A 26,831-nucleotide genomic window follows, 5' to 3' on the forward strand; every position below is an offset into this window, starting at 1 on the left:
ATTTTAGAACTTATGTTTATTGATTGCGTTTATTGCCTATTGGAACGGTTACGAAGTCGGGAAACTTCGCACAGCACCCTAGACTTTTAGGAACTTTCATTTTTAAAGAAACACTTCGAGGAGCTGGTGTGCCGAGGGCTATGAAACCAAGATGAACGACCTGAAACAGTTCTTTGTAAAAACCACTGCCAAGAGCAATTCTACTGAATCGAAGTAGTAAATTAACCCTCTCTTGGGGTTCAGTAATGGTCGGTTGTGGTAGCTTAACTGCAACCGATCCTTAAAATACTGCAAGCTTGGGGTTCTGAACTCAAATAACAGGCTTACGAACTCCAAGATTGGGGTCCAACAACCCCAACGGATTAGTAAAACACCCCAACAGATTATTCCACAACCCCAACCTAGGATTCTAGAACCGCAAGGAATTAGTAAAACACTCCAACAGATTATTCCATAACCCCAACCTAGGATTCTAGCACCCCAACGGATTAGTAAAACACTCCAACAGATTATTCCGCAACCCCATCCTCGGATTCTCGAACCCCAATGGACTAGTAAAAGACCTCAAAGGATTATTCTGTAACCCCAAATTTGAGGTTCTCCAACCTCCTGCTTCTTGTTCAATTACCCCGAATTCGGGGTAATTAAAATTCAAGTTGTTGATTTTCTCCCAAACGCCCAAATATTCCAATTTGTTTTTATTAGATATCCATTTCCCAATTAGTCCACCTTGCTGCGCACACAACGCTCCATTGACTGTTAGCCATAGTTTTTATTGATTTTTTATCCATTCATATACAGGATCAATACCTCTAGCAAAGTCCGAGAAACTTGGTTCTAGTTTTATATCAGGGCTAATGGTTGTTACTTTTTCATCAGTTCGTTTAAAGTATTTGGTAGAGTAGTCAACTCTTATTCCTGAACTTGGGAGTTTAAAATTTTTCACCTCTCCAAAATGATTAGGTTTTCCAGATGTTTCTTCTCCTACAAAAACGGCATTAGTTAATCGCTTAAAATCCATAGCATTTAAAATTGCGGAAGAAAAAGTATTCCGGCCTACAACTACATATAGTTTTATCTTTGAATTGTTTTCAAGAAACTTTGCCAGTTTTTCAACGAACTGTGTTCCTTGTATAGAATTACCACCACCATTAAATCGCATATCAAATACTAATTTATCAACTCTATTATTAGCTAAAGTTTGAAATACCCTTTCTTCAAATTCTTTGAAGGATGGCATTTTTTCTGCATTTTGGGTATTGCCATTCTGCAATTCCAACTCTTTGCTCCAACATTTATTGTATTGCAAATAGTAAACATTATCTTTCGCTTGATAGTAATCTACGAAAAACGCCCTTTCATTTCTATAACACAGTGCTAACGAATCTGGTTTGCACGTCTTTCTGTTTTGTCTGGTCATTTCTGCGAGCTTTAGAACATAAGTCTTTTTTATCCCATTTAAGTCCTTTAACTCTAGTTTTATTTCTTGTTCTTTGATAAAACCAAAACATTCCAGAACCTGAGCTAAAGGAAGGAGTTTTGGAATAGAATTTTTGATAATCGCTTGATTATCCTTTGTAGTCATTGTACCCAGACTATCAGTGATCGTTTTTAATGGAACTCCATTTACAGATACTATTTGATGACCTAATATTTCTATATTCTCCTGTGTCGTATGCAGGATATAAAGTCCATCACTAAACCAATACAAATGCAACGGCAATATTTTATTTTTATCAATAAGTTGTGCATAATTTACACTTGTATGTGAATCGCCAAAACCTGCAATTAATTGCTGTAATTTTATGGCAACTTCAATATCTGTTAGTTTGGCACTACTTGATTTTATTTTATCTAAACCGACTAAAAACTCCTTTTTGTCTTTAACTGTAAAAAAATCATAATGCTTTTGTGGTAATTCAGTAGCAAGAAAGTCAATGTCTGCTACCCAATCAACTTGTTTTAAAATCTGTGAATTACATACCAAATTCAGTAGTAATACAATTATTAATAAGCTTAAATTTCTCACATGTGCTATTTTAAATTAGGGATAACGTTTTGCTACTAGCGAGTTTGGGATTAAATTAAGACCTATTTTTGGATTTGCCAAATCATTCCAAATACAAAGTAACTTTCCCATTAGACCAAATGCCAAATCGCTTGTAGCTGTTGTGTGAGGTTATTTTATTCTAATCTGAGTAAATCAAAGTACATAAATCGATGTTTATTGTTTTTATCTAAATCTGACAAGAAAACAAAATCGTTTTTTAGGTATGTTTTAATTTGTACTTCTTTATTTAAGGAGTCTAAAATTATTAATCTACAAGCAGGTTTGTGTTGTTCAAAAGTCCAATATTTTATAAAATCTAATAATTGGTGAGACAATCCTTTTCCTTGTATAGATTTATCAATTCCTAACTGAGTTATTTTAACAGATGGATATTGTCTAATTCTCTTATCGTTAGGTAATTTTATCTTTCTATGAAGTTTGTTCCAAACATTATTTTCGTAACGAACATCATTAAGGCAGTCATTTGATATTGAAAAATATATAACTACTTCATCTTCTCGATTTTTGAAAATAAAGGTGTTAGTCATTTTTTCATTTTGAAAATTTATTGAATCTTCTTTAAGAAATTTATCTATTTCTTCTTCTCCACAATCAAAAGATTCGAATTTATCGTTTTCAGTTAATTCAGAAAAATGAAAATCAAAGAGATTCAATATATTATTTTTTATTAGATAAAACTTTTTTGACTAATGCAGACATATTTTCTTTTCTTGAAGCAGAGACTTTAACAGTGCTGTTTTTAGAAAGAGACATATTAAATTGCTTAGAGGATTTACCACTAAGTGTTGGAGTGATTCTAATAGTTGTTGCCATTTCTAATATATTAAAATTAAAATATTTTTCAAAGATACAATAAATCCTATTCCAAAGCAATCTCATTACGTTTCGTGTTTTTAGCACGTTGGTTCTTTATAATCTCACACAACTTATAAATAAGACTGACGATATCTGGCTTATCACCACTAAATTGGGTTGCTTTGTCTGGCAAACATCATTATTTATCTCCTTCCAAATATATAGCTTTTATATTATAAAAATTAAAATTCAAGAATTATTATTAAGCTCTAAAACAAATCCTTAATTGCAAATGGAGATAAACTAATTCAAAAAAAAATGACATCCTTGAGAGATGCCATTTTAATAAATATATGTAGAAATTATTCTTTTCCTGTCAGTCCCGCGTTTTTTAGATAGGGTTCTATTTGCATGTCGTGGCCAATAAATTCCTTGAAGGCTTTGTTCAAATCGACGCTGTTCCCAACCGATAGAATGTATTTACGGAAACGGTCGCAATTGGCTCTGGTCATTCCTCCGTTTTCCTGCATCCAATCATATACATTATAATCCAGGGTTTTGGACCAAGTATAAGCATAATAGCCTGCCGAATAGCCGCCTCCCCAAACGTGGGCAAAATATGGCGTATGGTATCTTGGCGGAACTTGGTCTACCAACAAACCATATTTTTGCAAGGCTTCTTTCTCAAATTGTAAAGCTGGTTTGAAATCAGCTTCGTTTTCCACCGTGTGCCAAGCCATGTCCAGTACGGAAGCCGCCAAAAGTTCGGTTACTTCATATCCTTTGTTGAAGTTTTCCGCTTTTTTAATTTTGTCGATCAACGCTTGCGGAATGGGTTGTTTGGTTTGGTAATGGATGGCATAATTCTGCAAAACTACGGGGTCAAATCTTGCGTGTTCGTTGATTTGGGACGGAAATTCCACAAAATCCCTAGGCACCGCCGTACCGGAAAGTGTGGCGTATTGTTGGTTGGCAAACAAACCGTGCAAGGTATGTCCGAATTCGTGAAATAGGGTTCTTACATCGTCGGAACTGATCAAGGAAGGGTTTCCTTCTGCCGGTTTCGAGAAATTATACACGTTGACAATAACGGGGTTTTGCTTTAAATAGTGGGACTGGCTCACGAAATTGCTTTTCCAAGCTCCTCCTTTTTTGTTGTTTCGGGTGTAGAAATCCAGATAATAGATGGCTATCGATTTTCCGTCTTGGTCAAAAACTTCATATACTTTCACGTCCGGATGATAGACCGGCAAGTCGTTTCGCTCCTTGAAGGTAATGCCGTACATTTGTTTGGCGGCAAAAAACACTCCTTTTTCCAAAACGGTCGTTAGTTCGAAATAAGGTTTTATTTCACTCTCGTCCATATCGTATTTCATTTTACGCACTTGTTCGGAATAAAAATCCCAATCCCAAGGTTCCAATTGGAAACCTCCTTTTTGGAAATCAATCAAGTCTTGAATTTCTTTGGCTTCGACTTTGGCCCTGGCCACGGCTGGTGCGGCAATTTTGGCCAATAAATTCATTGCGGGTTCTGGAGTTTTCGCCATCTGGTTTTGAAGTTTCCATTCGGCAAAATTTTTCTTGCCCATCAATTGTGCTTTCTGCAAACGCAATTTGGCGGTTTTCTCCAATATTTCTCGAGTATCGCCATCGTCACCTTTTTCCGAGCGATACCAGGAGGACTTGTATATTCTTTCTCTGGTTGCCCTGTTTTTAAGATAAGGAAACAAAGGCTGTTGGGTGGTATTCAATAAAGCGATCAGGTATTTCCCGTCTTGTCCGGCTTCGGTGGCTTTGGTTTTTGCCGATGCAATATCATTGGCGCTTAAACCATCCAAATCTTTTGCATTGTCAAATAAAACAGCACTATTTTTTCGGGCAATCAACAATTTACTGTTAAATGAAGTGCTTAAACTGGCCAATTCTTCATTGATTTTTTTCATTTTTTCTTTATCGGCAGGAGACAAATTGGCACCGGCCAATTCGAATTGTTGCAAATAATGCTCCGTCAATCTTTTATTTTCCCCTTTCAAAGATTTCAAGTCCAAAGCCTTGATACGCTTGTACAACTTGCTGTTTAAATACATCTTGTCGCTGTGGGCAGAAAATATTGGGGCATATTCTGCTTCAATGGCCTGCAAGGTTGGATTGGTATTCGATCCGGTCAAGTTGTAAAAAATTCCGGTAGCTCTATTTAAATCGACTCCGCTTGTTTCCAGTGCCAATACCGTGTTTTGAAAAGTTGGTTTGGCTGGATTGTTCGCGATTTTATCGATTTCTTGGTCGTGAATTTTTAAACCGTATTCGAATGCCGGTTTAAAATGTTCATCTTTAATTAAATCAAAAGGAGGAGCTTGATACTGCAGCTTGCTTTTTTGCAAAAGTGGATTGGTCATTTTTATGGAATTGTTTTGGGCAGAAAGAGTTTGCGTTTGTAATGCCGTAAACAAAAAAACGGAACTTGCCACGACTATTTTGGAAAAAATTTGCATAATAGAGGTTGTTTATTTTAGAGCATAAAAGTAGTAATAATAAAGGAAGCCAAAAAACGATGCCGCTACTAAATTAAGAACAATCTTTTTTATCAAAACACTTACTATAACGAACCAATATCAAAATTAATTCCTGCAGAATTCTATCTTTGGCTATTGCCCAAATAACTTTGTACCTTTGCAACCTAGAAAATAAAAAAATGCGCATAGATATTATTACCGTCCTCCCAGAATTATTGCGAAGTCCGTTTGAGGCTTCGATGATGAAACGTGCCATCGACAAAGGAATCGTGGAAGTGCACTTTCATAATTTAAGAGATTACACGACCAACAAACAGAAAAGTGTGGACGATTATCCTTATGGCGGCGGCGCCGGAATGGTGATGAATATTCAACCCATTGACGATTGCATCACGCATTTGAAAAGCGAAAGAACCTACGACGAAATCATTTACATGTCGCCCGACGGGGAAACCTTGAACCAAAAAATGGCCAACACGATGTCGATGCACGAAAACATCATTATTCTTTGCGGGCATTATAAAGGTGTGGATCAACGAGTGCGCGACCATTTTATCACCAAAGAAATTTCTATCGGGGATTATGTTTTGAGTGGTGGTGAATTGGGAGCATTAGTTTTATGCGATGCATTAATCCGATTGATTCCTGGTGTTTTAAGCGACGAAACCTCGGCCTTGACCGACAGTTTTCAGGACAATCTATTGTCGGGTCCCATATACACTCGACCCGCCGACTACAAAGGCTGGAAAGTTCCCGAAGTCTTGACCAGCGGCAATTTTGCCAAAATCGACAAATGGCGCGAGGATATGGCCTATGAACACACCAAGAATAGACGACCGGATTTACTTGGGGAATAGTTTGCAGGTTTCAGATTGCAGATTGCAGTGTTGGAAAATGAAAAGTATGCAATCTGAATTCTGCTAACTGCTAACTGCTAACTGAAATCTGTCTTCTGAAATCTGAATACTTGAAAATAAAGTTTGTAAATTACCAAAAAAGATGTAAATTTGCGCCCTCATTAGACCAACCTCTGGCGAAATCCGTGAATGTTGCTCTTTTTAAAACCATAAAATAAAAACAAAATGGCAGATTTATTGAAATTCGTTCAAGACGAATTCGTAACAAGAAAAGAATTCCCTGTATTTGGAGCTGGAGACACAATCACTGTTTTCTACGAAATTAAAGAGGGTGAAAAAACAAGAACACAGTTTTTTAAAGGTGTAGTTATTCAAAGAAGAGGTTCTGGAAACACGGAAACTTTCACTATCCGTAAAATGTCAGGTGCAGTTGGTGTAGAGCGTATCTTCCCAGTTAACTTGCCAGCTTTGCAAAAAATTGAAATCAACAAGAAAGGTCACGTACGTAGAGCTAGAATTTTCTACTTCAGAGAACTTACTGGTAAAAAAGCCAAAATTAGAGATAAAAGAAGATAGTCAAATAACTTCTTTTCCTAAAAAGTCCCGAAATTTTCGGGACTTTTTTTTTGCAAAACAACAACCATTTGTTATAAAAAAAAAATTATCTGCTTTTGGCTGAATAACTTGCATTTTCATTTCAATAAAAAACGAAGCCTATTTTCAACAATTCTCTTTTAGCAAATTAAAAAATCATAATTCCGCAATTTTTAAGGCTAAATCAAACATAATTGGATGTCAAAGCCTTTTCCGAAAACGTTTTTATTACATTTGTAACCCAAAAATAAAATACTAAACAACTTTTATTAAAAATGTCAACTAAATCAAAAATTTTTTACACGCTTACAGATGAGGCACCTCTATTGGCGACTTATTCGTTTTTACCAATTGTTCAAGCATTTACGGCAACTTCCGATATCGAAATTGAAACTAGAGACATTTCCCTTGCAGGAAGAATTTTATCCAACTTTCCAGAGTTTTTGAAAGAAGACCAAAAAGTGGGTGATACCTTGTCTGAACTAGGTCAACTCGCCAATACTCCAGAAGCCAATATCATAAAATTACCAAATGTTTCAGCATCGGTACCCCAATTAAAAGCGGCTATTGCTGAATTGCAATCACACGGTTATGCCGTGCCTGATTTTCCAGAAGACGCTCAAACTGATGCCGAAAAGGAAATTAAAGCTAAATATTCCAAAGTTTTGGGATCTGCGGTAAACCCGGTATTGCGTGAAGGCAACTCGGATCGTAGAGCTCCTAAAGCGGTAAAAAACTACGCCAAAGCAAACCCTCATTCCATGGGCGCTTGGTCAGCTGACTCAAAAACAAAAGTGGCTTCCATGGATAATGGAGATTTTTACGGAAGTGAAAAATCAGTTACTGTTGCAGATGCCACTGACGTGAAAATAGAATTTGTTGCCAAAGATGGTTCAACTACAGTTTTGAAAGCGAGCACTCCTTTGAAAGCTGGTGAAATCATTGACAGCTCGGTAATGCATTTGAACGCCTTGAAAAGATTTGTTGCCAAAACCATCAAGGAAGCCAAAGAAGAAAACGTATTGCTTTCGGTTCACTTGAAAGCGACGATGATGAAAGTTTCCGACCCCATTATTTTTGGAGCCATCGTGGAAGTTTATTTCGCGGCAGTTTTCGAAAAATACGCCAATTTGTTTGACGAATTAAACATAGACACCAGAAATGGTTTGGGTGACGTGTATGCAAAAATTGCAGGACATCCCCAAGAAGCCGAAGTAAAAGCAGCCATAGACCAAGCTATCGAAAACGGTCCAGCATTGGCAATGGTAAATTCCGAGAAAGGGATTACCAACCTTCAAGTCCCTTCAGACGTGATTGTGGATGCCTCTATGCCGGCCATGATTCGCACTTCAGGACAGATGTACAACAAAGAAGGAAAACAACAAGACACTATTGCCATTATCCCGGACAGATGTTATGCCGGAGTTTATACCGCCACTATCGATTTTTGCAAAAAACACGGTGCTTTCGACCCAACGACTATGGGAAGTGTGCCAAACGTAGGTTTGATGGCACAAAAAGCGGAAGAATACGGTTCTCACGACAAAACTTTCCAATTGAAAACAGATGGAGTGGTTCGTATTGTGGACGTTAATGGAAACATTTTAATGGAACAAGAAGTTGAAGCCAAAGATATTTTCAGAATGTGTCAGGCGAAAGATGCCCCGATTCAAGACTGGGTAAAACTAGCCGTAAACAGGGCGCGTTTATCACATACTCCAGCCGTTTTCTGGTTGGACGAAAACAGGGCTCACGACAGGGAATTGATTATAAAAGTTCAAAAATACTTAAAAGATTACGACACAACAGGATTAGACATTCGTATTTTAAACCCAATTGCCGCAACTGAATTTACCTGCGAAAGACTGATTAAAGGTCTGGATACCATTTCGGTAACTGGAAACGTATTGCGTGATTATTTAACTGATTTATTCCCAATATTGGAAGTGGGAACTTCAGCCAAAATGTTGTCTATCGTTCCGTTGATGAATGGTGGTGGATTGTTTGAAACGGGTGCTGGTGGATCAGCTCCAAAACACGTGGAGCAATTTATCGAAGAAGGTTATTTACGTTGGGATTCATTGGGTGAATTCTTGGCTCTGGGAGCTTCATTGGAACATTTGGGGCAAACGCTAAACAACGCAAAAGCAATTGTATTGGCAGAAACTTTGGATGTAGCCACTGAAAAATTCTTGGCCAACGACAAATCTCCAGCTCGTAAAGTGGGACAAATTGACAACCGTGGTTCTCATTTTTACCTCGCCATGTATTGGGCAGAAGCATTGGCTACTCAAGATAAAAACGCCGAATTGAAAGCTATCTTTACTCCTATCGCTACCGAGTTTTTTGCCAATGAAGCCAAAATTAACAGCGAATTAATTGGCTCTCAAGGAAAACCGCAAACTATTGGCGGTTACTACCAACCAAATCCTGAATTGACAAGCAAGGCCATGCGTCCAAGCGAAACATTCAATACCATATTGGCAAAAATCGCATAATTTAGATTTTTAACAATTTCATATTATTAGAAGACGACTTTCGGGTCGTCTTTTTTTATATATTTGAGTATACAAACATCAATAACTGAAGTCTATTTCCAACATAAATAACTTTATTTCAAAACATTAACTTTAGATACTCATTAAAAATGAACCATAAAAAAACCATCACCGTAGAAACACTTATAAATACTCCTATCGAAAAAGTCTGGACGTTTTGGACAAATCCCGAACACATCACAAAATGGAATAATGCTTCCGACGATTGGCACACCACCCGAGCCGAAAATGACTTGAAAATTGGAGGCAAATTCCTCTCCAGAATGGAAGCCAAAGACGGCAGTTTTGGTTTTGATTTAAAAGGAATTTATGACAACATAATAACCCATAAAGAAATCAGTTATACTCTTTTGGACGATAGAATAGTGACCATTCTATTTTCGCAAACCGAAAACGGTGTACAAATCATGGAAACTTTTGAAGCTGAAACAGAAAATTCTTTGGAATTGCAAAAATTTGGTTGGCAGGCCATATTAAATAATTTTAAAACTTACGTTGAAAAATAATTGTTTTGAAAAAATAAAATGAAAAACACCATTTATCCTTGCTTATGGTTTGACGGCAATGCCAAAGCTGCCGCAGATTTTTATTGTTCTGTTTTCAATCATTCCAAAATAATAAATGACAAACCATTTTTTGTGCATTTTGAAATTGAAGGCAAATTAATAATGGGTATGAATGGTGGACCGATGTTCAAGATAAATCCGTCCATTTCACTATTTGTCACTTGCGAAACAGAGGAAGAAATAGCAACTATTTGGAACAAATTCATCGAAGGTGGAACTATAATGATGAATTTAGACCAATATCCTTGGAGTCCAAAATATGGCTTTGTAGCGGATAAATTTGGCGTATGTTGGCAATTGATGTTGGGAGAACTTCCTCCAAACGGTCAAAAAATAATGCCTTGTTTTCTATTCGTTGGAAAACAATTCGGCAAGGCACAAGAAGCCATCAAACAGTACACATCTATCTTTCCCAATTCAAAAACACAAGATTTAAGTATCGATGAATCGGAAGATCCGCAACAAGCAGGAAGTTTGAAATTTGGCAATTTCACTTTGCAAAACGAATTATTTGCCGCAATGGATGGTTTTGGCGAACACGAATTTCAATTTAACGAAGCCTTTTCATTTGTCTTAGAATGTGATACCCAAGAAGAAATCGACGACTATTGGACAAAATTGACCGAAAGCGGTATTGAAGGTCAATGCGGCTGGCTCAAAGACCGATTTGGAGTTTCCTGGCAAATCATTCCAAGCATTTTAGGCAAATTAATGTCCGAGCCTGAAAAAGCCCAAAGAGTGGTTCAAGCCTTTATGCAAATGAAAAAAAATGGACATTGAAACTTTATTGAAGGCTTAAAAAAATCGTTATGAAGACGACTTTCAAAGATATCGACGATTATATTTCCATCCAAACTCCAGAAATCAAAATTCTTTTGGAACAAATGCGGCAAACCATAAAAAAAGCGGCTCCCGAAGCCGAAGAAGTCATCAGTTATGGGATGCCGGCCTTCAAATATCACGGAATCCTGGTCTATTTTGCTGCCTACAAAAATCATGTCGGTTTTTATGCCACGCCAACGGGACATTCGGAATTCAAGGAAGAATTATCGGTTTACAAACAAGGAAAAGGTTCGGTACAATTTCCATTGAACAAACCCTTGCCTTTGGATTTGATATCGAAAATTGTACTATTTAGGGTAAAGGAAAATTTGAAAAAGAAATCAGCCTAAATTCTTTTATAATTATAATGCAAATACAATCGAAAACGGTTGTCTTTTTTTTTAACTTTACAAAACTTTAACGCTTGTTGAATTACAAATAGCTTATACCTTAACTAAATTTGCCTCTCAAAATTTTAGAAATGATTTCAAAGAAAATTATTGCCTTATTCCTGTTTTTCTTAACTACAATACCTTCGTTTTCACAAGATACAAACTCCAGTGAACTGACGAAACAAAAATTCACCATTAGTGGAACCATTACCGATGCCAACAGCAATGAAACCTTGATTGGAGTAAATATTTCCATCCCTGAACTGAAAACAGGCGTAACAACCAATGAATATGGATTTTATTCGATAACACTGCCAAAGGGAAACTACACCTTGCAAATCACTTACCTAGGTTTTCAAAATGTGGAAGAAAAAATCCAGTTGTTTCAAAACACCAAAAAAAGTTTCAAGTTGGTCAACAGCGAACAGCAATTGAAGGAGATTGTGGTGACTAGCAATAAAAAAAGTACCAACATCAAAACTCCCGAAATGAGTGTCAACAAACTCTCGATGGGAACCATAAAAAAAATGCCCGTGGTTTTGGGTGAAACCGATGTTTTGAAATCTATTTTACTGCTTCCCGGAGTAACAAATGCCGGCGAAGGACAATCGGGCTTCAACGTTCGTGGTGGTGGTGCCGACCAAAATTTGGTTTTATTGGACGAAGCAACCATTTTCAATTCCTCCCACGTTTTTGGTTTTTTCTCGGTTTTCAATCCCGATGCCATCAAGGATTTAAAATTATACAAAGGAGGAATTCCGGCACATTATGGCGGAAGAGCTTCTTCGGTTTTGGATATTTATCAAAAAGAAGGCAACAGCAATTCTTTTCACGTGAATGGAGGAATTGGATTAATCTCCAGTAGATTATTGGCCGAAGGGCCGATTGTGAAAGACAAAGGTTCATTCCTGATTGGCGGTAGAACTTCTTATGCCCATTTGTTCTTGAAACTGGCCGACAACGAAAATTCTGCTTCCTTTTATGATTTGAATGCCAAATTGAATTACAAGTTAAACACCAACAACAGCCTCTATATTTCCAGTTATTTTGGCAGGGATTTTTTCAACATCAGCAAAGAATTCGAAAATACTTATGGAAACAGCACCTTTAATCTAAGATGGAATCATTTGTTTTCCGACCGTCATTTCTCAAATTTATCCGCCATTTTCAGCGATTATTATTACGGGTTGACTTTGTCATCTGTTGGTTTTGATTGGCAATCGAGCATAAAAAACTTCAATTTTAAATACGATTTAAAATATTATTTGAACGACAAAATCAAATTGAACTATGGATTGAATACCATCTATTATAAATTCAACCCGGGAACCATAAAACCAATTGACGAAAATTCCAGTATCAATTTCAATCAATTGGACAAGAAAAGTGCCTTTGAACCTTCACTCTATGTGGAAGCAGAACACCAAGCCACCCCAAAATTATCCTTCTTGTATGGACTGCGCTTCAGCATGTTTTATAGATTGGGAGCATCCAAGGTCAATTTATACGAAAACAATCAAGCTGTCACCTTTAACGACCAACTTAAAATTTACGAAAAAGGAGTGCCCATTGGTACCAAAACCTACGGTTACAATGAGGTAATCACTTCCTTTTCGAATCTGGAACCCCGTTTTTCAACTTCTTATGTTTTAACCGAAAATACTTCGTTGAAAGCGAGTTATAATCGAATGGTGCAGTATTTACAATTGGTTTCAAACACCGCATCGCCTACTCCATTAGACATTTGGACACCAAGCGACCAATACATTCAACCCCAAATTGCAGACCAAGTTGCCGTTGGTTATTTCCGTAATTTCAAAGACGACATGTATTCCCTGGAAGTGGAAAGTTTTTACAAAAAAGTAAAAAACCGAATCGATTACATTGACGGTGCCGATTTGATTGCCAACAATGCCATCGAACAAGTCATTCTAAACGGACAATTGCGAGCCTATGGCCTGGAATTTATGCTTCGCAAAAACACTGGCAAACTCAATGGTTGGATTGCTTACACTTTATCCAATTCAGAACAACAAACTCCCGGCAGAACGCCAAACGAATCAGGCATCAACAATGGAAATTGGTACAAATCCGGCTACCACAAATTGCATAATCTAGCGATTACAACTACTTATAACCTCAATCCAAAATGGACTTTGGGCGGTAATTTTATCCTGCAATCCGGCCAACCGGTTACCTTTCCAAACGGTCAATACGAATACCAAGGCATAATCGTTCCCAGTTATGCCGCCCGAAATGAAAACAATTTGCCTTTATACCATCATTTAGATCTCTCGTCGACTTATGTTCCCAAACCCGACAAAAAGAAAGGCTGGCAAAGCGAATGGGTTTTCAGTGTTTACAATATCTATAATCGAAAAAATGCTGCTTCCATCAGTTTCAGGCAAAACGAAACCTCTGGCGAAAACGAAGCCGTCAAGTTGTCCATTTTTGGGGCTGTTCCATCGGTAAGCTATAATTTCAAATTCTAAAATCATGAAAATCACAAAATATATTTCCTTGGTCATTGCCATGCTATTTCTTGCAAGTTGTGAGGATGTTGTCAATGTCGATTTAGATACTGCCGCACCAAGATTGGTAATCGATGCCGCGATAAATTGGAAAAAAGGAACAGATGGTTCAACCCAAAAAATAATTCTGTCCACCACAACAGATTTTTACACCAACGTAATTCCAAAGGTTTCCGGTGCCAATGTTTCCATAAAAAACAGCGAAAACATAAATTATATATTTTTGGAAATACCCAATACCGGCGAATACCAATGTACAACTTTCAAACCCATCATCGGAGAAACCTATGTTTTGACCGTTGTCTATAAAGGCGAAACCTACACGGCAACCGAAACGTTGCAACCTGTCACTCCTATTTACACGATTCAACAAACAAATAATGGTGGCTTTTCTGGTAAAGATTATGAAATTGAAGTCTCATTCAAAGACCCGCTGGATAAAAATTTCTATATGGTAAAATTCTTTCCAGACATCTATAAAGCACCAAACTACCAAGTAATTGGTGACCAATACACGAACGGAAATCTAAAATCCTGGTCTTTCAGCGACGAAGATTTGAAACAAGGAAGTGCCATTGCCATAACCCATTACGGAATTTCCGAAAACTATTTCAACTACATGAGCAAACTCATATCGGTGGCCAGTAGTTCGGCTGGCGGAAGCCCTTTTCAAACACCGCCTGCAACAGTAAGGGGAAATATCGTCAACCAAACCCATATCGACAACTATGCCTTGGGCTATTTTTCCTTGAGCGAAGTCGATTATCAAAATTATATAATTAAATAAGAAGCTAATCCAGCCATCCATTACAAGTCCTCGCTAAAAAAACTATTTTTCTAAGTCCTAAAAGGAGCTTCCGTTGGTCGCTCTTTTAGGACAAGAAAAATTAGCTTTTTGCACTCCGGGCTTTTCATTACTGTCTGGGCTAAAAAATCAGGAATTACAAATTCCGAATTATGAATCACTATCTTTGCATTCGTAATTTCCAATTCATAATTCACAATTAAATATGTCTTCACACCATATCGTTCGCGATGACCAAGAACCGGCTTTAATCATTGCCAACGGCGCTTCCTGCAACATCGAATTATTGGGACAATTGCTCGAATGGTCACCATTGGTAATCGTGCTGGACTCGGCCATGGAACGCGTCTTGGAATTGGGCATAAAAGTCGATGTTTTACTCGGCGATTTCGACCGTGGTTTTGACCCCAATTATTACAAGGAAAAACAATATCCATTGGAAATTGTCCACACCCCAGACCAAAACAAAACCGATTTGGAAAAAGCATTCGATTATCTGGTCGAACGAAAAATACCGGCCGTCAACGTGGTTTGGGCTACTGGAAAACGAGCCGACCATACCATAACCAATATCACCAATATCACTCGATATAGGGATTTAATCAAAATCGTGGTGCTCGACGACCATTCCAAAGTGTTTTTATTGCCCAAAAAATTCGAGAAATGGTATCCTGCCAACACGCCACTTTCCTTGATTCCCATTGGTCACGTAACAGGAATTCATTCCCAAAACCTATATTATCCCTTGAAAGACGATACACTGACCATTGGTTACAGAACCGGAAGCAGCAACCACGTTTTAGAAGACGGAATCGTTGTCATAGAACACGACCAAGGCGATTTGTTGCTGATGGAATGCTGGGATTAAGACACAATAATAATTTTCAAATTTGCCAATTATATTGAATCTTTATTCAAAAAGGCATTTAATTTTTTTTTAGAAAATTAACCCCTTTTAGAAAAAATAAACTTACCAATTAATTAACCTCTAAATAACTACTAATAAACCTATAGCAAAATTGAATTTCATACCTTTGCACCCAATTTTACAAATTAAAAGATGTCTAAAACGATTATCGAAAAAACCAATTTACATCCACGTAATCTTCACCGATTGGGATATAATTTTGAAGCATTAATTGCCGTTTGCCCTGAACTTGAAGAGTTTGTCAACATCAACGAACACGAAATAGAAACCATTGATTTCAGCAATCCCCAAGCCGTAAAAGCACTCAACAAAGCCTTGCTGATTGCCGATTACGACATCCAGAATTGGGATATTCCGGAAAATTATCTTTGCCCGCCCATTCCCGGTCGCGTGGATTACATTCATTATATTGCCGACTTGTTGGCTTCCAACAACAATGGCATCATTCCCGAAGGCGAAAACGTGCAAGTCTTGGACATTGGCGTTGGTGCGAATTGCATTTATCCAATATTGGGAAATTCCGTTTACGGTTGGTCATTCGTTGGCACCGAAATTGATGAAAAAGCCATTCAAAACTGCAAAAAAATCATTGAAGCCAATCCAAAACTGATGGACTTCATCAGTTTGCAATTGCAAACCGAATCGCGTTTTATTTTCAAGAACATCATCACGCCCGAAGATCGATTTTCGCTCACGATTTGCAACCCGCCGTTTCATAACTCCCAAGATGAAGCGACAAAATCCTCCATTCGCAAAGTCAACAATCTTGAAAATACTAGAACCACAAAACCAGTCTTGAATTTTGGCGGTCAAAACGCCGAATTATGGTGCGAAGGTGGCGAACTGGGTTTCATCACCCAAATGATTTTCGAAAGTGCCAAATACCCAATGCAATGTCTTTGGTTTACAACTTTGGTTTCCAAAAAAGAGAATCTTTCCAGTTTATACAAAACCCTGAACAAAGTAAATGTGGTCGAAGTAAAAACAATCGACATGGCGCAAGGCCAGAAAACCAGCCGAATCTTGGCCTGGACTTTTCAATCGGAAGCACAACAGAGGAACTGGAAGTTTGAGTAGAAATTTTTTATATTTTGTAATAAAAATCCATATATTAGCATAAAACTAGGTTATTACAAATACAAGTTAACGATAATGCAATAGGTTTGGTGAAAGTAATTATAACTAAAATGAAAATAAATTTTCGGCATTTAATAGATATCATAACAAAAGAATTTCTTTACTACTTAGGGATTTTATTTTTTATGGGGGGGGCATTAATGCTTTATAGCAGCATTTTAAATGAGTCATTAATTGCTGGATATTTTTTTTTATCACTATTTATATTACCTCCTACAATTTTTAATTTCTATATGTGGAAAAAGAAAAAAAACTTAATGGAACCTGAACTTGCAAAAAATTATATTATAATACAAATCCTCATTACAAGTATATTTGCCTGTTTTTTACTTACAGAAGTAACTACTTGATGATCTGCTCCGCAAAGCCTCCGGCTTTGAGGTAGTGACTTTCGGTTTTCAACAGATTTTGTTTTAGATTAATAATTATAATTTTGAAGTAAATAGTATTCTCGCTAATTGTCACGCTGGAAGCGTCTAAATTATCTTGCTCTCGTGCTTTGGGACGCTTCCAGCGTGACAACTGGAGTGGTTAAAACCGTCCAATAAGAATTAATTAAAGCTGCTCCAAAGTCTCCGACTTTGAGGTAGTGACTTTCGGTTTCTAACCGATTTTGTTCTCAACAGAAAACTTGAAGGCATTTACAATTCATAACACTCTTTTAACTAAATTTGTATAAACTCTTTTATTATGAGCACAATGGAACTAAAAGAAATATTGAAATCTAAAATAGACAACATTGATGATGAAGCTTTTTTGTCAGCAATAAATACCATTTTGGACAATCAATCAAAAAGCGGTACAAACTACAATCACGATTTAAAAAAAATTATAATTCTTTCTGAACAACAAAAAAAGGAAATTCAAAATGCCCAAAAAGAATATTTGGAAGGCAATTTTATTGAAAACGATGTTTTAAATGAAGAAATGGAAAGATGGTTGCAAGAAGAATAGTTTGGTCATCATCCGCAAAACTCCAATTAAAAGCCATTTTTGAATATTTTAATTTTAGGAATAAAAGCAAATTATATTCCATAAAATTAAATACCCTAATTCAAACCGAATTAAAAACACTACTCCAACAACCCAATATTGGCAAAAAAACTGACTCTATAAATGTTCGTGGTTTATTAATTGAAAATTATTATGTTTTCTATGAAATAAATGAAACCCACATTATAATTCTATCCGTTTGGGACACAAGACAAGACCCTGAAAATTCGAAATACTAAACTTAGCCAAGCCCCAAGGCAAAGTCTTCGACTTTGAGGTAGTGACTTTCGGTTTCCAATCGATTTTAATTTAGGTTATTTAAATCTGTACCTATTTTAAACTACTCTATTCAGCAAAACTTCAGCATTGTGAAGTAAAGAAAAAGCCTTATATTTGTTTTAGAATTAAATTACTCAATTATGCTACCGGAAAAACAGGCAAAAAAAATTGTATTTCGATCTAATGCTAAAGAAGTGTCTAATTTGATATTGGCTGGCAAACAGGCAGCAACCAATGCAATAAGAGAAAACAGGGCTTTGGGTTTGGCATTCACCTACACCAAAGGAAACAAAGTGGTTCGTGAAAATGCAAATGGCGAAATCGAAAACTTGGAAAGCAAACCTTTACGCTCCTCTCTAAAAATAAAAAAAGGAACTATTTTGTATGTCAAGTCAAAGTAGAATTAGACTTTTTGCAGGACCAAATGGCTCTGGAAAAACATCATTGTATTACAAAATAAGTAAAACCTACAATTCAGGTATTTTCATCAATGCAGATGAAATAGAAAAAACACTCCAAACAAAAGGCTTAATCGATCTATCTGAATTTGGACTAAAAGTAACGTCAAAAGATTTAGAACAATTCTTTTTATTAAATGATAGCCAATCTTTGTTGGCCAAAGCCAAACAGGAAAACTACACCATAGACATTAGCATTGCCGAAAACTTTATCGTCAATAAACCCAAAGAAACAAACAGTTACGAAGCCGCTTTCGCCGCTTCGTTTATCCGGTATTTACTTTTAAGTGAACAAAAATCATTCTCCTACGAAACCGTGATGAGTGATGGCTCTAAACTTCGAGAATTGGAAACTGCCAAGAAAAGGGGTTTCAAAACCTATCTTTATTTTGTTTGCACCGATGATTATCAAAAGAACATTGACAGAGGTCAACTAAGAGTTGCCAAAGGAGGTCACAATGTGGATATAAACGCCTATTTTTTTTTGTTGTCCAGCATTTTGATGAACTAAAATATTTTAAAAAAATGAAACATATTCAAAGATTTCTAATTGGATTAATTCTGTTACAAGGATTTTATATTTATTCTCAAAACAATTCTGAATACTTTAGTGAGACTGTAAAACCAAGAATTCGTGTAATAATTGACAATGACTTTGGTGGAGACCCCGATGGATTATTTCAATTGGCACACCATATTCTATCTCCATCTGTTGAAATAAAAGGCATAATTGGTTCTCAACATTACAAAGGTGGATTTTATGGTTCTCCAGGAACGGCAACTTATGCTTGTGATCAAGTAAATGAACTACTAAGTACAATGCAATTAACTGGAAAAATCCCTGTCTTTGAAGGAGGAGCCAATGGACTATTGGATATCAAAACACCTATTCCATCAGAGGGTGCAAAAGCAATCATAAAGGAAGCCATGCGTGAGGATACAAAAATGCCGTTATATGTGGTTTGTGGTGCCGGCTTGACAAATATAGCGAGTGCTTACCTTATGGAACCCAGAATTGCAAAAAAAATAATATTAGTCTGGATTGGAGGCCCAGAATATCAAGGATTGGCAATACCTCCTCCGAAGGGACAAAAACTAGAATATAATTTAGGTATTGATGTAAAAGCTTGTCAAGTGATTTTTAATGTTTCGGATATTCCCATATGGCAAGTACCTAGAGATGCCTATAGGCAAGCATTATATTCATATCCCGAATTGGTTTACAAAATCAAATCAAATGGCATTACTGGAAAATATATAGTTGAAAAACTGGAGGATTTAATGAAAAGAGCCAAACGTTCTCTTGGCGAAGCGTATGTTTTAGGTGATAGCCCTTTAGTTTTATTGACAGCCTTGCAAACTTCATGGGAAACAGACCCGGCATCTTGTAAATATGTAATGAAGTCCGCTCCTGGTATCAGTGATTCTGGATTATATGAGGAAACTTCAGAAGGTCGCAAAATTCGAGTTTACACCAATTTAGATACCAGGTTAATGCTTGAAGATTTTGTTGCAAAACTTGCTTTGTTCAAAAAAGCAAAAATATAAAAAGCCACTGCTCCGGCAAGTCTTCAACTTTGAGGTAGTGACTTTCGGTTTTCAACCGATTTTGTTTTAGATTTTAACAACTTTATGTCAGTCACAGACTAACAAACACACCCTCAAAGTCGGAGGCTTTGCGGAACATCAAGTCCTACTTTACTCCTAGTATACTCCCTATCAAAGCCTAGGTTGTGGTACCCTAATAAATGAGCGAAAGTTTTAAATTTTCCTAAACTCTTTATTCAAGATTTCCTTTGTAACTTTGTACTTCTGAACAATAGTAAATGAAATTTCAAGTTATCTCCGATTACCAGCCCAAAGGCGACCAACCCCAAGCCATTGCTAAATTAACCCAAGGCATTGAGGCTGGCGAACAATACCAAACATTATTGGGGGTAACCGGTTCTGGAAAAACATTTACGGTAGCCAATGTCATTCAGGAAGTGCAAAAACCAACCTTGATTTTGGCGCACAACAAAACCTTGGCGGCGCAATTGTACTCGGAATTCAAGCAGTTTTTCCCGAATAATGCCGTGGAATATTTCGTTTCGTACTACGATTATTACCAGCCGGAAGCTTTTATGCCGGTTTCGGGCGTGTTCATCGAAAAGGATTTATCCATCAACGAAGAGTTGGAGAAAATGCGTTTGAGCACCACTTCTTCCCTACTTTCGGGACGAAGAGACATTATCGTGGTGGCATCGGTTTCCTGTATTTATGGTATTGGAAATCCCGTGGAATTTCAGAAAAATGTCATCGCGATTGAAAAAGACCAAGTCATTTCAAGAACCAAATTATTACACAGTTTGGTTCAAAGTTTATATTCCAGAACCGAAGCCGATTTCAATCCTGGTAATTTTAGAATCAAAGGGGACACACTCGAAGTCTATCCAAGTTATGCCGACGATGCCTACCGAATTCATTTCTTTGGCGATGAAATAGAAGAAATAGAAGCCTTTGACGTCAAGACTTCAAAAGTGATTGAAAGACACGACAAGCTCACGATTTATCCAGCGAACATGTTCGTGACTTCGCCCGACACCTTGCAAAGTGCCATTTGGGAAATACAACAGGATTTGGTGAAACAAGTCGATTATTTCAAGGAAATTGGCAAACATCTGGAAGCAAAACGATTGGAAGAACGTACCAATTTCGATTTGGAAATGATTCGGGAATTGGGTTATTGTTCCGGAATTGAAAACTATTCCCGCTACCTTGACGGACGTGAAGCCGGCACGAGACCTTTCTGCTTGTTGGATTATTTCCCGAAAGATTTCTTGATGGTCGTGGACGAAAGCCACGTCACGCTTTCGCAAGTACACGCAATGTATGGTGGTGACCGCTCTCGAAAAGAAAACTTGGTAGAATATGGTTTCCGACTTCCCGCCGCGATGGACAACCGTCCGTTGAAGTTTGAGGAATTTGAAGCGATGCAAAACCAAGTGATTTATGTTTCGGCAACGCCAGCCGATTATGAATTGCAAAAATGCGACGGTGTGTATGTGGAACAAGTCATTCGCCCAACGGGATTATTGGATCCAATTATTGAAATCCGTCCGAGTTTGAACCAAATTGATGATTTGATAGAAGAAATTCAACAACGTGCCGAGATTGACGAACGGGTTTTGGTGACTACTTTGACCAAAAGAATGGCGGAAGAATTGGCCAAATACTTAGACAAAGTTTCCATTCGTTGTCGTTATATTCATTCGGATGTGGATACTTTGGAACGCATCGAAATCATGCAGGATTTACGAAAAGGATTGTTCGACGTTTTGATTGGCGTGAATTTACTCCGTGAAGGATTGGATTTACCCGAAGTTTCCTTGGTTGCCATTCTCGATGCGGACAAGGAAGGATTTTTGAGAAGCCATCGTTCGTTGACCCAAACCATTGGTCGTGCGGCGAGAAACCTCAATGGAAAAGCGATCATGTATGCCGACAAAATCACGGCTAGCATGCAAAAAACCATTGACGAAACCAATTACCGCAGAACCAAACAGATTAATTTCAATACCGAAAACAACGTTGTCCCAATGGCGTTGAACAAAAAAATAGAGAGCGCTTTTACCAAACATCCTTTGGTGGATTATGAATTGGGTTACACAACTCCTTTAGCAGCAGAACCAAGCTCTGAATACCTTTCGAAACCTGAAATCGAAAAACTCATTCGTGAAAAGCGAAAATCGATGGAAAAAGCTGCCAAAGACTTGGATTTTATGCAAGCGGCAAAACTCCGTGACGCCATTAAAGCTTTGCAGGAACAATTAGCCTAAATTCGCTTTTACTCTCTGAAACAGAAGTACAAACTATTAAATTGCCTTTCCATATCGGTATTCCCTCATTTATAATAATTCTAAAATTGGAAATTATCTTAATATAAAATACTTTTCTAATGAAAAAATTATTATGTTTATACATTATAATTAGAAAAATTAGCCCCAAACCTATTAAAATAATCAATGAGAAATGGAAAAATTAGGACTAGACTCATTAATTGGTTTGCAATCAGACCAATAACCACAGGAGGGTTATTATTTTTGGTTCTTGGCATTGCCACTATTAGTCAAAGCATTCTTCGCAACCATGTGCTAAAAGAAGATGAGCGAAATGAAATGAATGCCATTCTAACAGATGCCCATTTAAAGATTGAGCAATCCTTGAAAAACTGTTACACTACAACAGTTTCTCTTGCACTAACGCTGGACAGCAATGGTATTCCCCAAAACTTTGATACCATTAGCAAGCAACTCCTAAAATCAAATCCTCTCATCAGTGTCGTTCAAATGGTTCCCAATGGAGTCATCAAATACATTTATCCCTTAAAAGGCAATGAGGCTGCGATGAATTTAAACATTTTAGGGGTTAAAGACCTCAAGAAAGAGGCTGAAAATTCTATTAAAACCCAAAAGATTTATTTTGCGGGGCCACTAAAATTAAGACAAGGAGGTATCGGAATTGTAGGCAGACTACCTATTTACAACAAAAATAAATTTTGGGGATTCACTGCTGTTATAATTAAATTGGAAACATTGTTGAAAGCCTCCGGAATTAAGTCCATGGATAAGTCCAACTATTATTTCCAGTTTTCAAAGAGAAATCCAATTACTTTAAAAGAACAATTTTTTCTTCCTTCAAAAACAGATTTATCCAAGAGTTATTATGTGTCCCAAGCCATAACCGACAGTGACAGCAAACTCTATTTGGTAGCAAAAAAAACCTATGCAATTTATCCCGAAATTCTATTTAGTTCAATCTTGGGACTAATTGTAGCTATTTCATTTGGTGTTTTAACAACCAAGCTATTGAAAAAACCAGAAGAATTGAGGTTCTTGTTAAAAAAACAGGAGGCAAAACTTTTAAAAAATGAAATGAAGTTCAAGACCATAATTGATCAAGCTCCCATAGGTTTTGCAATTATAGACACTCGTTCCGGTAATTTAATGGAGGCCAACAAGAAATACTGCGACTTGTTTGGCTATACATTTGAAGAAATTAAAAAATTGGACATCAAACGTTTGACCCATCCAGATGACTTAGAAAAAAGCTTGGAATATGTAAAAAATCTTGACGAAGGCAAAATCACCGAGTATTCGATGGAAAAAAGGTGTGTAATGAAAACAGGAAAGATTATTTGGATAAACTTAACCGTTTCACAACTTTGTGAAAGCAATGAAAAACCAACTTCCCACATTTCTTTTGTTAAAGACATTACCGAAAGAAAAGAAGCCGAAGCATTAATTGAAAAAAGTCAAGCCAGATATAAGTCTCTAATAGATACCATTGATGGAATTGTTTGGGAATACGATCTCGAAATAAAGTCCTCCACTTTCATAAGTAAAAAAATTGAGAATCTGTTGGGATATTCAATAGAAGAGTATTCGGAAAGTCCTACTTTTTGGGAAGACCACATTCATCCCGAAGATCGGGAATTTGCATTGGCTTTGTCCGCCAAAGAAAACAAGAACTACATAAATCATGATTACGAGTACCGTATGCTTACAAAAAACGGAGAAGTGATTTGGGTAAGAGACATCATAAATTATGTTTTTGAAAATGGCAAACCCGTAATTTCAAGAGGTATCATGATTGACATTACCATCATGAAAGAAGCAGAAAAAAACTTGAGCAACTCGCTGCAATTAGTTACCGAACAAAACAAAAGGCTTTTAAATTTCTCTTATATAGTTTCCCATAATTTGCGGTCGCATACCAGTAATATTGAATCCATTATCTCCTTGATTGAATCGGCAGAATCTGAAGAAGAACGTAGCGAAATGATGCGTTTATTGAAATCCGTATCCAATTCGCTGGACGAAACAATGAAACACTTGAACGAAGTGGTCAACATCAACACAAATATCAACTTGGTCATAAAACCATTGAACTTGAACAAGTATATCGGTAAAGCCAAAGAAGTTCTTTCGGAACAAATACTGTCAAACGAAGTTACGATTATCACAAACGTGCCGTATGATGCAATGATAAACTATAATTCAGCATACCTGGAAAGCATTCTTTATAATTTAATTTCGAATGCCATACGCTATAGACATCCGCAACGAAAACCTATCATAACCCTAAACTTGCACAAACAAAATGACAAATATGTCATTGAAGTTTCGGATAACGGCATTGGCATTGACCTAGTTAGAAATGCCGATAAAATTTTTGGAATGTACAAAACATTCAGCAACAATTCAGACTCAAGAGGAATTGGACTGTTCATAACAAAAAATCAAGTAGATGCCATGGGCGGAACCATAACCGTGGACAGTACCCCAAATGTAGGATCAACATTTAAAATCTATACCAAATGAAAAAGATAATCTGGGTTATAGATGATGATATTATTTACCAAACCATCATCAATAAATTAATTCAAAAATCTGGTGTTTTTTCAGCCAATTCCTCTTTCATGAATGGAAAAGAGGCAATAACCACTTTAATTAATACATTGGAAAAAGACAACAATTGTCTTCCGGATATTATCTTACTGGACATCAATATGCCTGTCATGGATGGATGGGAATTCATGGAGGAAATCAAAAAAATAAAATCTAAAATCGACAAACATATTCAAATTTATATAGTAAGTTCTTCTATTGCCGTCGAAGATAGAAACAAGTCCAAAACCTATACTGATATTATGGGTTATATTCCGAAACCCATTTCCGTGAATGATTTGATAGCCATTGTTTCAAATGAATAAAAGCAGTAGATCTAGTTATACTGCTCTTGAAATATTCTCAATAACACTGTAGAATCAATCATTGGAGCTGGTCCACTTTTCATCATTTTGAGAATACGCTTGGTTGCCGCAGGATTCAGTCCCATATTCAAGCTAATTTGCTGAATGGCATTGTTTTCTTTAGTATGCAAAACACCGTCACAATGCATCAATAAAGCCAAACGATAAAATTGTTGTATGCGTCCAAACTCAGATTTTATATGTATTTGTGGCAATTCTTGGTGAAATAAATCGTTAAAAACACCCTTCTCAATATTTAGCTCATTGGCTACAATAGCCAAAAATCATACTCTCTCCTGTGCAATTGTCCATCAACGGTGGAAAAAGCGATCATTTCTAAAAGTAAACTTCTTTTTTCTTCGTAACTGTTCATCAAATTATTATTTTTAGCTAAAATACAAAAAACAATAGTAATGATTCGAAAACTTATAGCGCTCTCCATTATTTTTTTTGCGTCTGCAAATGCTTCTGCCCAAGGAAATACTGCCACAAAACAAGTTTCGACTATAACCATTGATGCACCACAATTGCAATGTGAAAAAAAAATCTGGATTTATTTGCCAAAAAATTACGATTCAACCCAAAAGAAATATCCGGTGATTTACATGCACGACGCCCAAAATCTATTTGACGCCAAAACTTCCTTCGTTGGCGAATGGAATGTTGACGAAAAACTGGATAGCCTCAACGCACAAGTTATTGTCATTGGTATTGAACACGGAAACAACAAACGGATTGATGAATTGACACCCTATAAAAACGCAAAATACGGTGGAGGCAATGCCGATAATTATCTCGAATTTATCGTAAAAACACTAAAACCCGAAATAGACAAAAAATACAGGACAAAAACTAATTCGAAAAACACCGCTATTATGGGAAGTTCTCTCGGCGGCCTGGTTTCCTTTTATGCCATTTTGAAATATCCAGAAGTCTTTGGAAAAGCAGGCGTTTTTTCGCCCTCATTTGATTATTCAAAAGATATTTATACAACAACAGAAAATACTAAAAAAACCAATGCCAAAATTTATTTCCTTTATGGTGATAATGAAGATGCAGATATGGTTCCCAATATGAAGAAAATGGATAATTTGCTTGCCGAAAAAAGATGTGAATGCCAACACCTAACCCGAAAAACAATCGTCAAAGGCGGACAACATAACGAAAAATTATGGCGAGATGGATTTGTAAAAGCGTATCTTTGGCTTTTTTAATCCTAATTTTAAACTGGACTTTTAACTTTTTACATCACATAGAATGACAAACAACGATATCTTCAAAAAACTTCGAGTAGCTTTAATGTTACGCGATGATCAAATAGTGGAAATTTTGGAATTAGTGGATTTCAGGATTTCAAAAACAGAATTAAGTGCTTTTTTCCGTGCCGAAAACCACGAGAATTATGTAGAATGTGGCGACCAAGTGTTGCGTAATTTCCTGAACGGTTTGGTAATTCACCTTCGTGGAACAAAAGAAAACCCAAAGAATCCAAATGATGTTTTGGCCAAACACAAAGCCCAGATTCCTGCTAAAGAAGGAGCTTCGGAAAGACCTGAATTCAAGGCAAAACCAAAAGACGAAGAAAGAGCCAGAGGCGATCAAAGTCCCTCTAAAACAAAAGCGGCAGCAAAAAAGAAACCTTTCAAAAAACCGGCTCCAAAAGTTCAGGTAGTCGAGAAAGTGAAATTCAATTTCGGCAAAAACAAGAAATCCTGATAAATAAGAAAAATCATTTATTC

The 26,831-nt window shown here is 36.8% G+C and carries 26 protein-coding genes; 21 read left to right on the forward strand and 5 right to left on the reverse strand.

What is annotated here, in order from left to right; translation table 11 throughout:
- Nucleotides 1-772: 772 nt before the first annotated feature.
- The 4 genes from OZP13_RS07835 to OZP13_RS07850 all read right to left on the reverse strand — a co-directional run bounded on the left by OZP13_RS07835 (nucleotide 773) and on the right by OZP13_RS07850 (nucleotide 5,358).
- Nucleotides 773-2,029: a S41 family peptidase gene (locus OZP13_RS07835; protein ID WP_269243312.1), complete on the reverse strand. Its 1,257-nt coding sequence runs from the start codon at nucleotides 2,027-2,029 to the stop codon at nucleotides 773-775.
- Between the two features lie 155 nt (nucleotides 2,030-2,184).
- Nucleotides 2,185-2,724, reverse strand: a complete 540-nt coding sequence (locus tag OZP13_RS07840) for a hypothetical protein (RefSeq protein ID WP_269243313.1) — start codon at nucleotides 2,722-2,724, stop codon at nucleotides 2,185-2,187.
- A 4-nt stretch (nucleotides 2,725-2,728) separates the two neighbouring features.
- On the reverse strand, nucleotides 2,729-2,884 hold the full coding sequence (locus OZP13_RS07845; RefSeq protein WP_281299253.1) for a hypothetical protein: 156 nt from the start codon (nucleotides 2,882-2,884) through the stop codon (nucleotides 2,729-2,731).
- A gap of 344 nt (nucleotides 2,885-3,228) precedes the next feature.
- Nucleotides 3,229-5,358: a M3 family metallopeptidase gene (locus OZP13_RS07850; RefSeq protein WP_432419471.1), complete on the reverse strand. Its 2,130-nt coding sequence runs from the start codon at nucleotides 5,356-5,358 to the stop codon at nucleotides 3,229-3,231.
- 200 nt (nucleotides 5,359-5,558) lie between these two features.
- Here OZP13_RS07850 and trmD point away from each other — a divergent pair, with 200 nt between their 5' ends.
- From trmD to OZP13_RS07940, 19 genes are all read left to right on the forward strand, one after another.
- Entirely contained in the window at nucleotides 5,559-6,236 is a 678-nt protein-coding gene (gene trmD, locus OZP13_RS07855) for a tRNA (guanosine(37)-N1)-methyltransferase TrmD (protein ID WP_269243315.1), read from the forward strand.
- Between the two features lie 225 nt (nucleotides 6,237-6,461).
- Nucleotides 6,462-6,812, forward strand: coding sequence for a 50S ribosomal protein L19 (rplS, locus tag OZP13_RS07860; protein ID WP_269243316.1), 351 nt, complete (start codon nucleotides 6,462-6,464; stop codon nucleotides 6,810-6,812).
- 293 nt (nucleotides 6,813-7,105) lie between these two features.
- A complete protein-coding gene (locus tag OZP13_RS07865; protein WP_281299254.1) occupies nucleotides 7,106-9,328 on the forward strand; it encodes an NADP-dependent isocitrate dehydrogenase in 2,223 nt (740 codons plus the stop codon).
- Between the two features lie 149 nt (nucleotides 9,329-9,477).
- Nucleotides 9,478-9,894, forward strand: a complete 417-nt coding sequence (locus tag OZP13_RS07870) for an SRPBCC family protein (protein WP_269243318.1) — start codon at nucleotides 9,478-9,480, stop codon at nucleotides 9,892-9,894.
- Nucleotides 9,895-9,912: 18 nt separating this feature from the next.
- Nucleotides 9,913-10,734 (forward strand): VOC family protein, encoded by an 822-nt coding sequence (locus tag OZP13_RS07875; RefSeq protein WP_281299255.1) that lies wholly within the window; start codon nucleotides 9,913-9,915, stop codon nucleotides 10,732-10,734.
- A gap of 29 nt (nucleotides 10,735-10,763) precedes the next feature.
- Nucleotides 10,764-11,126 (forward strand): iron chaperone, encoded by a 363-nt coding sequence (locus OZP13_RS07880; protein ID WP_269243320.1) that lies wholly within the window; start codon nucleotides 10,764-10,766, stop codon nucleotides 11,124-11,126.
- A 131-nt stretch (nucleotides 11,127-11,257) separates the two neighbouring features.
- Complete coding sequence (locus OZP13_RS07885) at nucleotides 11,258-13,660, forward strand: TonB-dependent receptor (RefSeq protein ID WP_281299256.1); 2,403 nt, start codon at nucleotides 11,258-11,260, stop codon at nucleotides 13,658-13,660.
- A gap of 4 nt (nucleotides 13,661-13,664) precedes the next feature.
- Nucleotides 13,665-14,486, forward strand: coding sequence for a DUF4249 family protein (locus OZP13_RS07890; RefSeq protein ID WP_269243321.1), 822 nt, complete (start codon nucleotides 13,665-13,667; stop codon nucleotides 14,484-14,486).
- Nucleotides 14,487-14,709: 223 nt separating this feature from the next.
- On the forward strand, nucleotides 14,710-15,372 hold the full coding sequence (locus OZP13_RS07895; RefSeq protein ID WP_269243323.1) for a thiamine diphosphokinase: 663 nt from the start codon (nucleotides 14,710-14,712) through the stop codon (nucleotides 15,370-15,372).
- 192 nt (nucleotides 15,373-15,564) lie between these two features.
- On the forward strand, nucleotides 15,565-16,509 hold the full coding sequence (rlmF, locus tag OZP13_RS07900) for a 23S rRNA (adenine(1618)-N(6))-methyltransferase RlmF (protein WP_269243324.1): 945 nt from the start codon (nucleotides 15,565-15,567) through the stop codon (nucleotides 16,507-16,509).
- A gap of 110 nt (nucleotides 16,510-16,619) precedes the next feature.
- Nucleotides 16,620-16,919, forward strand: a complete 300-nt coding sequence (locus OZP13_RS07905; RefSeq protein ID WP_281299257.1) for a hypothetical protein — start codon at nucleotides 16,620-16,622, stop codon at nucleotides 16,917-16,919.
- Between the two features lie 340 nt (nucleotides 16,920-17,259).
- The gene (locus OZP13_RS07910) at nucleotides 17,260-17,523 is read left to right on the forward strand and encodes a hypothetical protein (protein WP_281299258.1); all 264 of its coding nucleotides are present in this window, start codon (nucleotides 17,260-17,262) and stop codon (nucleotides 17,521-17,523) included.
- Nucleotides 17,505-17,801: a type II toxin-antitoxin system RelE/ParE family toxin gene (locus OZP13_RS18750; protein WP_269243326.1), complete on the forward strand. Its 297-nt coding sequence runs from the start codon at nucleotides 17,505-17,507 to the stop codon at nucleotides 17,799-17,801. The genes OZP13_RS07910 and OZP13_RS18750 overlap by 19 nt, the downstream gene beginning before the upstream one ends.
- Before the next feature lie 180 nt (nucleotides 17,802-17,981).
- Nucleotides 17,982-18,242: a hypothetical protein gene (locus OZP13_RS07915; protein WP_281299259.1), complete on the forward strand. Its 261-nt coding sequence runs from the start codon at nucleotides 17,982-17,984 to the stop codon at nucleotides 18,240-18,242.
- Complete coding sequence (locus tag OZP13_RS07920; protein WP_281299260.1) at nucleotides 18,226-18,810, forward strand: hypothetical protein; 585 nt, start codon at nucleotides 18,226-18,228, stop codon at nucleotides 18,808-18,810. The genes OZP13_RS07915 and OZP13_RS07920 overlap by 17 nt, the downstream gene beginning before the upstream one ends.
- Before the next feature lie 14 nt (nucleotides 18,811-18,824).
- Nucleotides 18,825-19,847, forward strand: coding sequence for a nucleoside hydrolase (locus tag OZP13_RS07925; protein ID WP_281299261.1), 1,023 nt, complete (start codon nucleotides 18,825-18,827; stop codon nucleotides 19,845-19,847).
- 278 nt (nucleotides 19,848-20,125) lie between these two features.
- Entirely contained in the window at nucleotides 20,126-22,117 is a 1,992-nt protein-coding gene (gene uvrB, locus OZP13_RS07930; protein WP_281299262.1) for an excinuclease ABC subunit UvrB, read from the forward strand.
- 186 nt (nucleotides 22,118-22,303) lie between these two features.
- Nucleotides 22,304-24,661 carry a sensor histidine kinase gene (locus tag OZP13_RS07935; protein WP_281299263.1) on the forward strand — a complete coding sequence of 786 codons (2,358 nt, stop codon included), beginning with the start codon at nucleotides 22,304-22,306 and terminating at the stop codon, nucleotides 24,659-24,661.
- Nucleotides 24,658-25,053 (forward strand): response regulator, encoded by a 396-nt coding sequence (locus OZP13_RS07940; protein ID WP_281299264.1) that lies wholly within the window; start codon nucleotides 24,658-24,660, stop codon nucleotides 25,051-25,053. The genes OZP13_RS07935 and OZP13_RS07940 overlap by 4 nt, the downstream gene beginning before the upstream one ends.
- 11 nt (nucleotides 25,054-25,064) lie before the next feature.
- Here OZP13_RS07940 and OZP13_RS07945 read toward each other — a convergent pair whose 3' ends face one another.
- The gene (locus OZP13_RS07945) at nucleotides 25,065-25,373 is read right to left on the reverse strand and encodes an excinuclease ABC subunit B (RefSeq protein WP_269243337.1); all 309 of its coding nucleotides are present in this window, start codon (nucleotides 25,371-25,373) and stop codon (nucleotides 25,065-25,067) included.
- Nucleotides 25,374-25,505: 132 nt separating this feature from the next.
- On the opposite strand from OZP13_RS07945, the gene OZP13_RS07950 reads away from it, so the two are divergent.
- Nucleotides 25,506-26,306, forward strand: coding sequence for an alpha/beta hydrolase (locus tag OZP13_RS07950; protein WP_281299265.1), 801 nt, complete (start codon nucleotides 25,506-25,508; stop codon nucleotides 26,304-26,306).
- 43 nt (nucleotides 26,307-26,349) lie between these two features.
- A complete protein-coding gene (locus OZP13_RS07955) occupies nucleotides 26,350-26,808 on the forward strand; it encodes a DUF1456 family protein (protein WP_281299266.1) in 459 nt (152 codons plus the stop codon).
- Nucleotides 26,809-26,831: the final 23 nt, after the last annotated feature.

This window comes from Flavobacterium limnophilum (assembly GCF_027111315.2).
In the GTDB taxonomy this organism is placed as follows: Bacteria; Bacteroidota; Bacteroidia; order Flavobacteriales; family Flavobacteriaceae; genus Flavobacterium; species Flavobacterium limnophilum.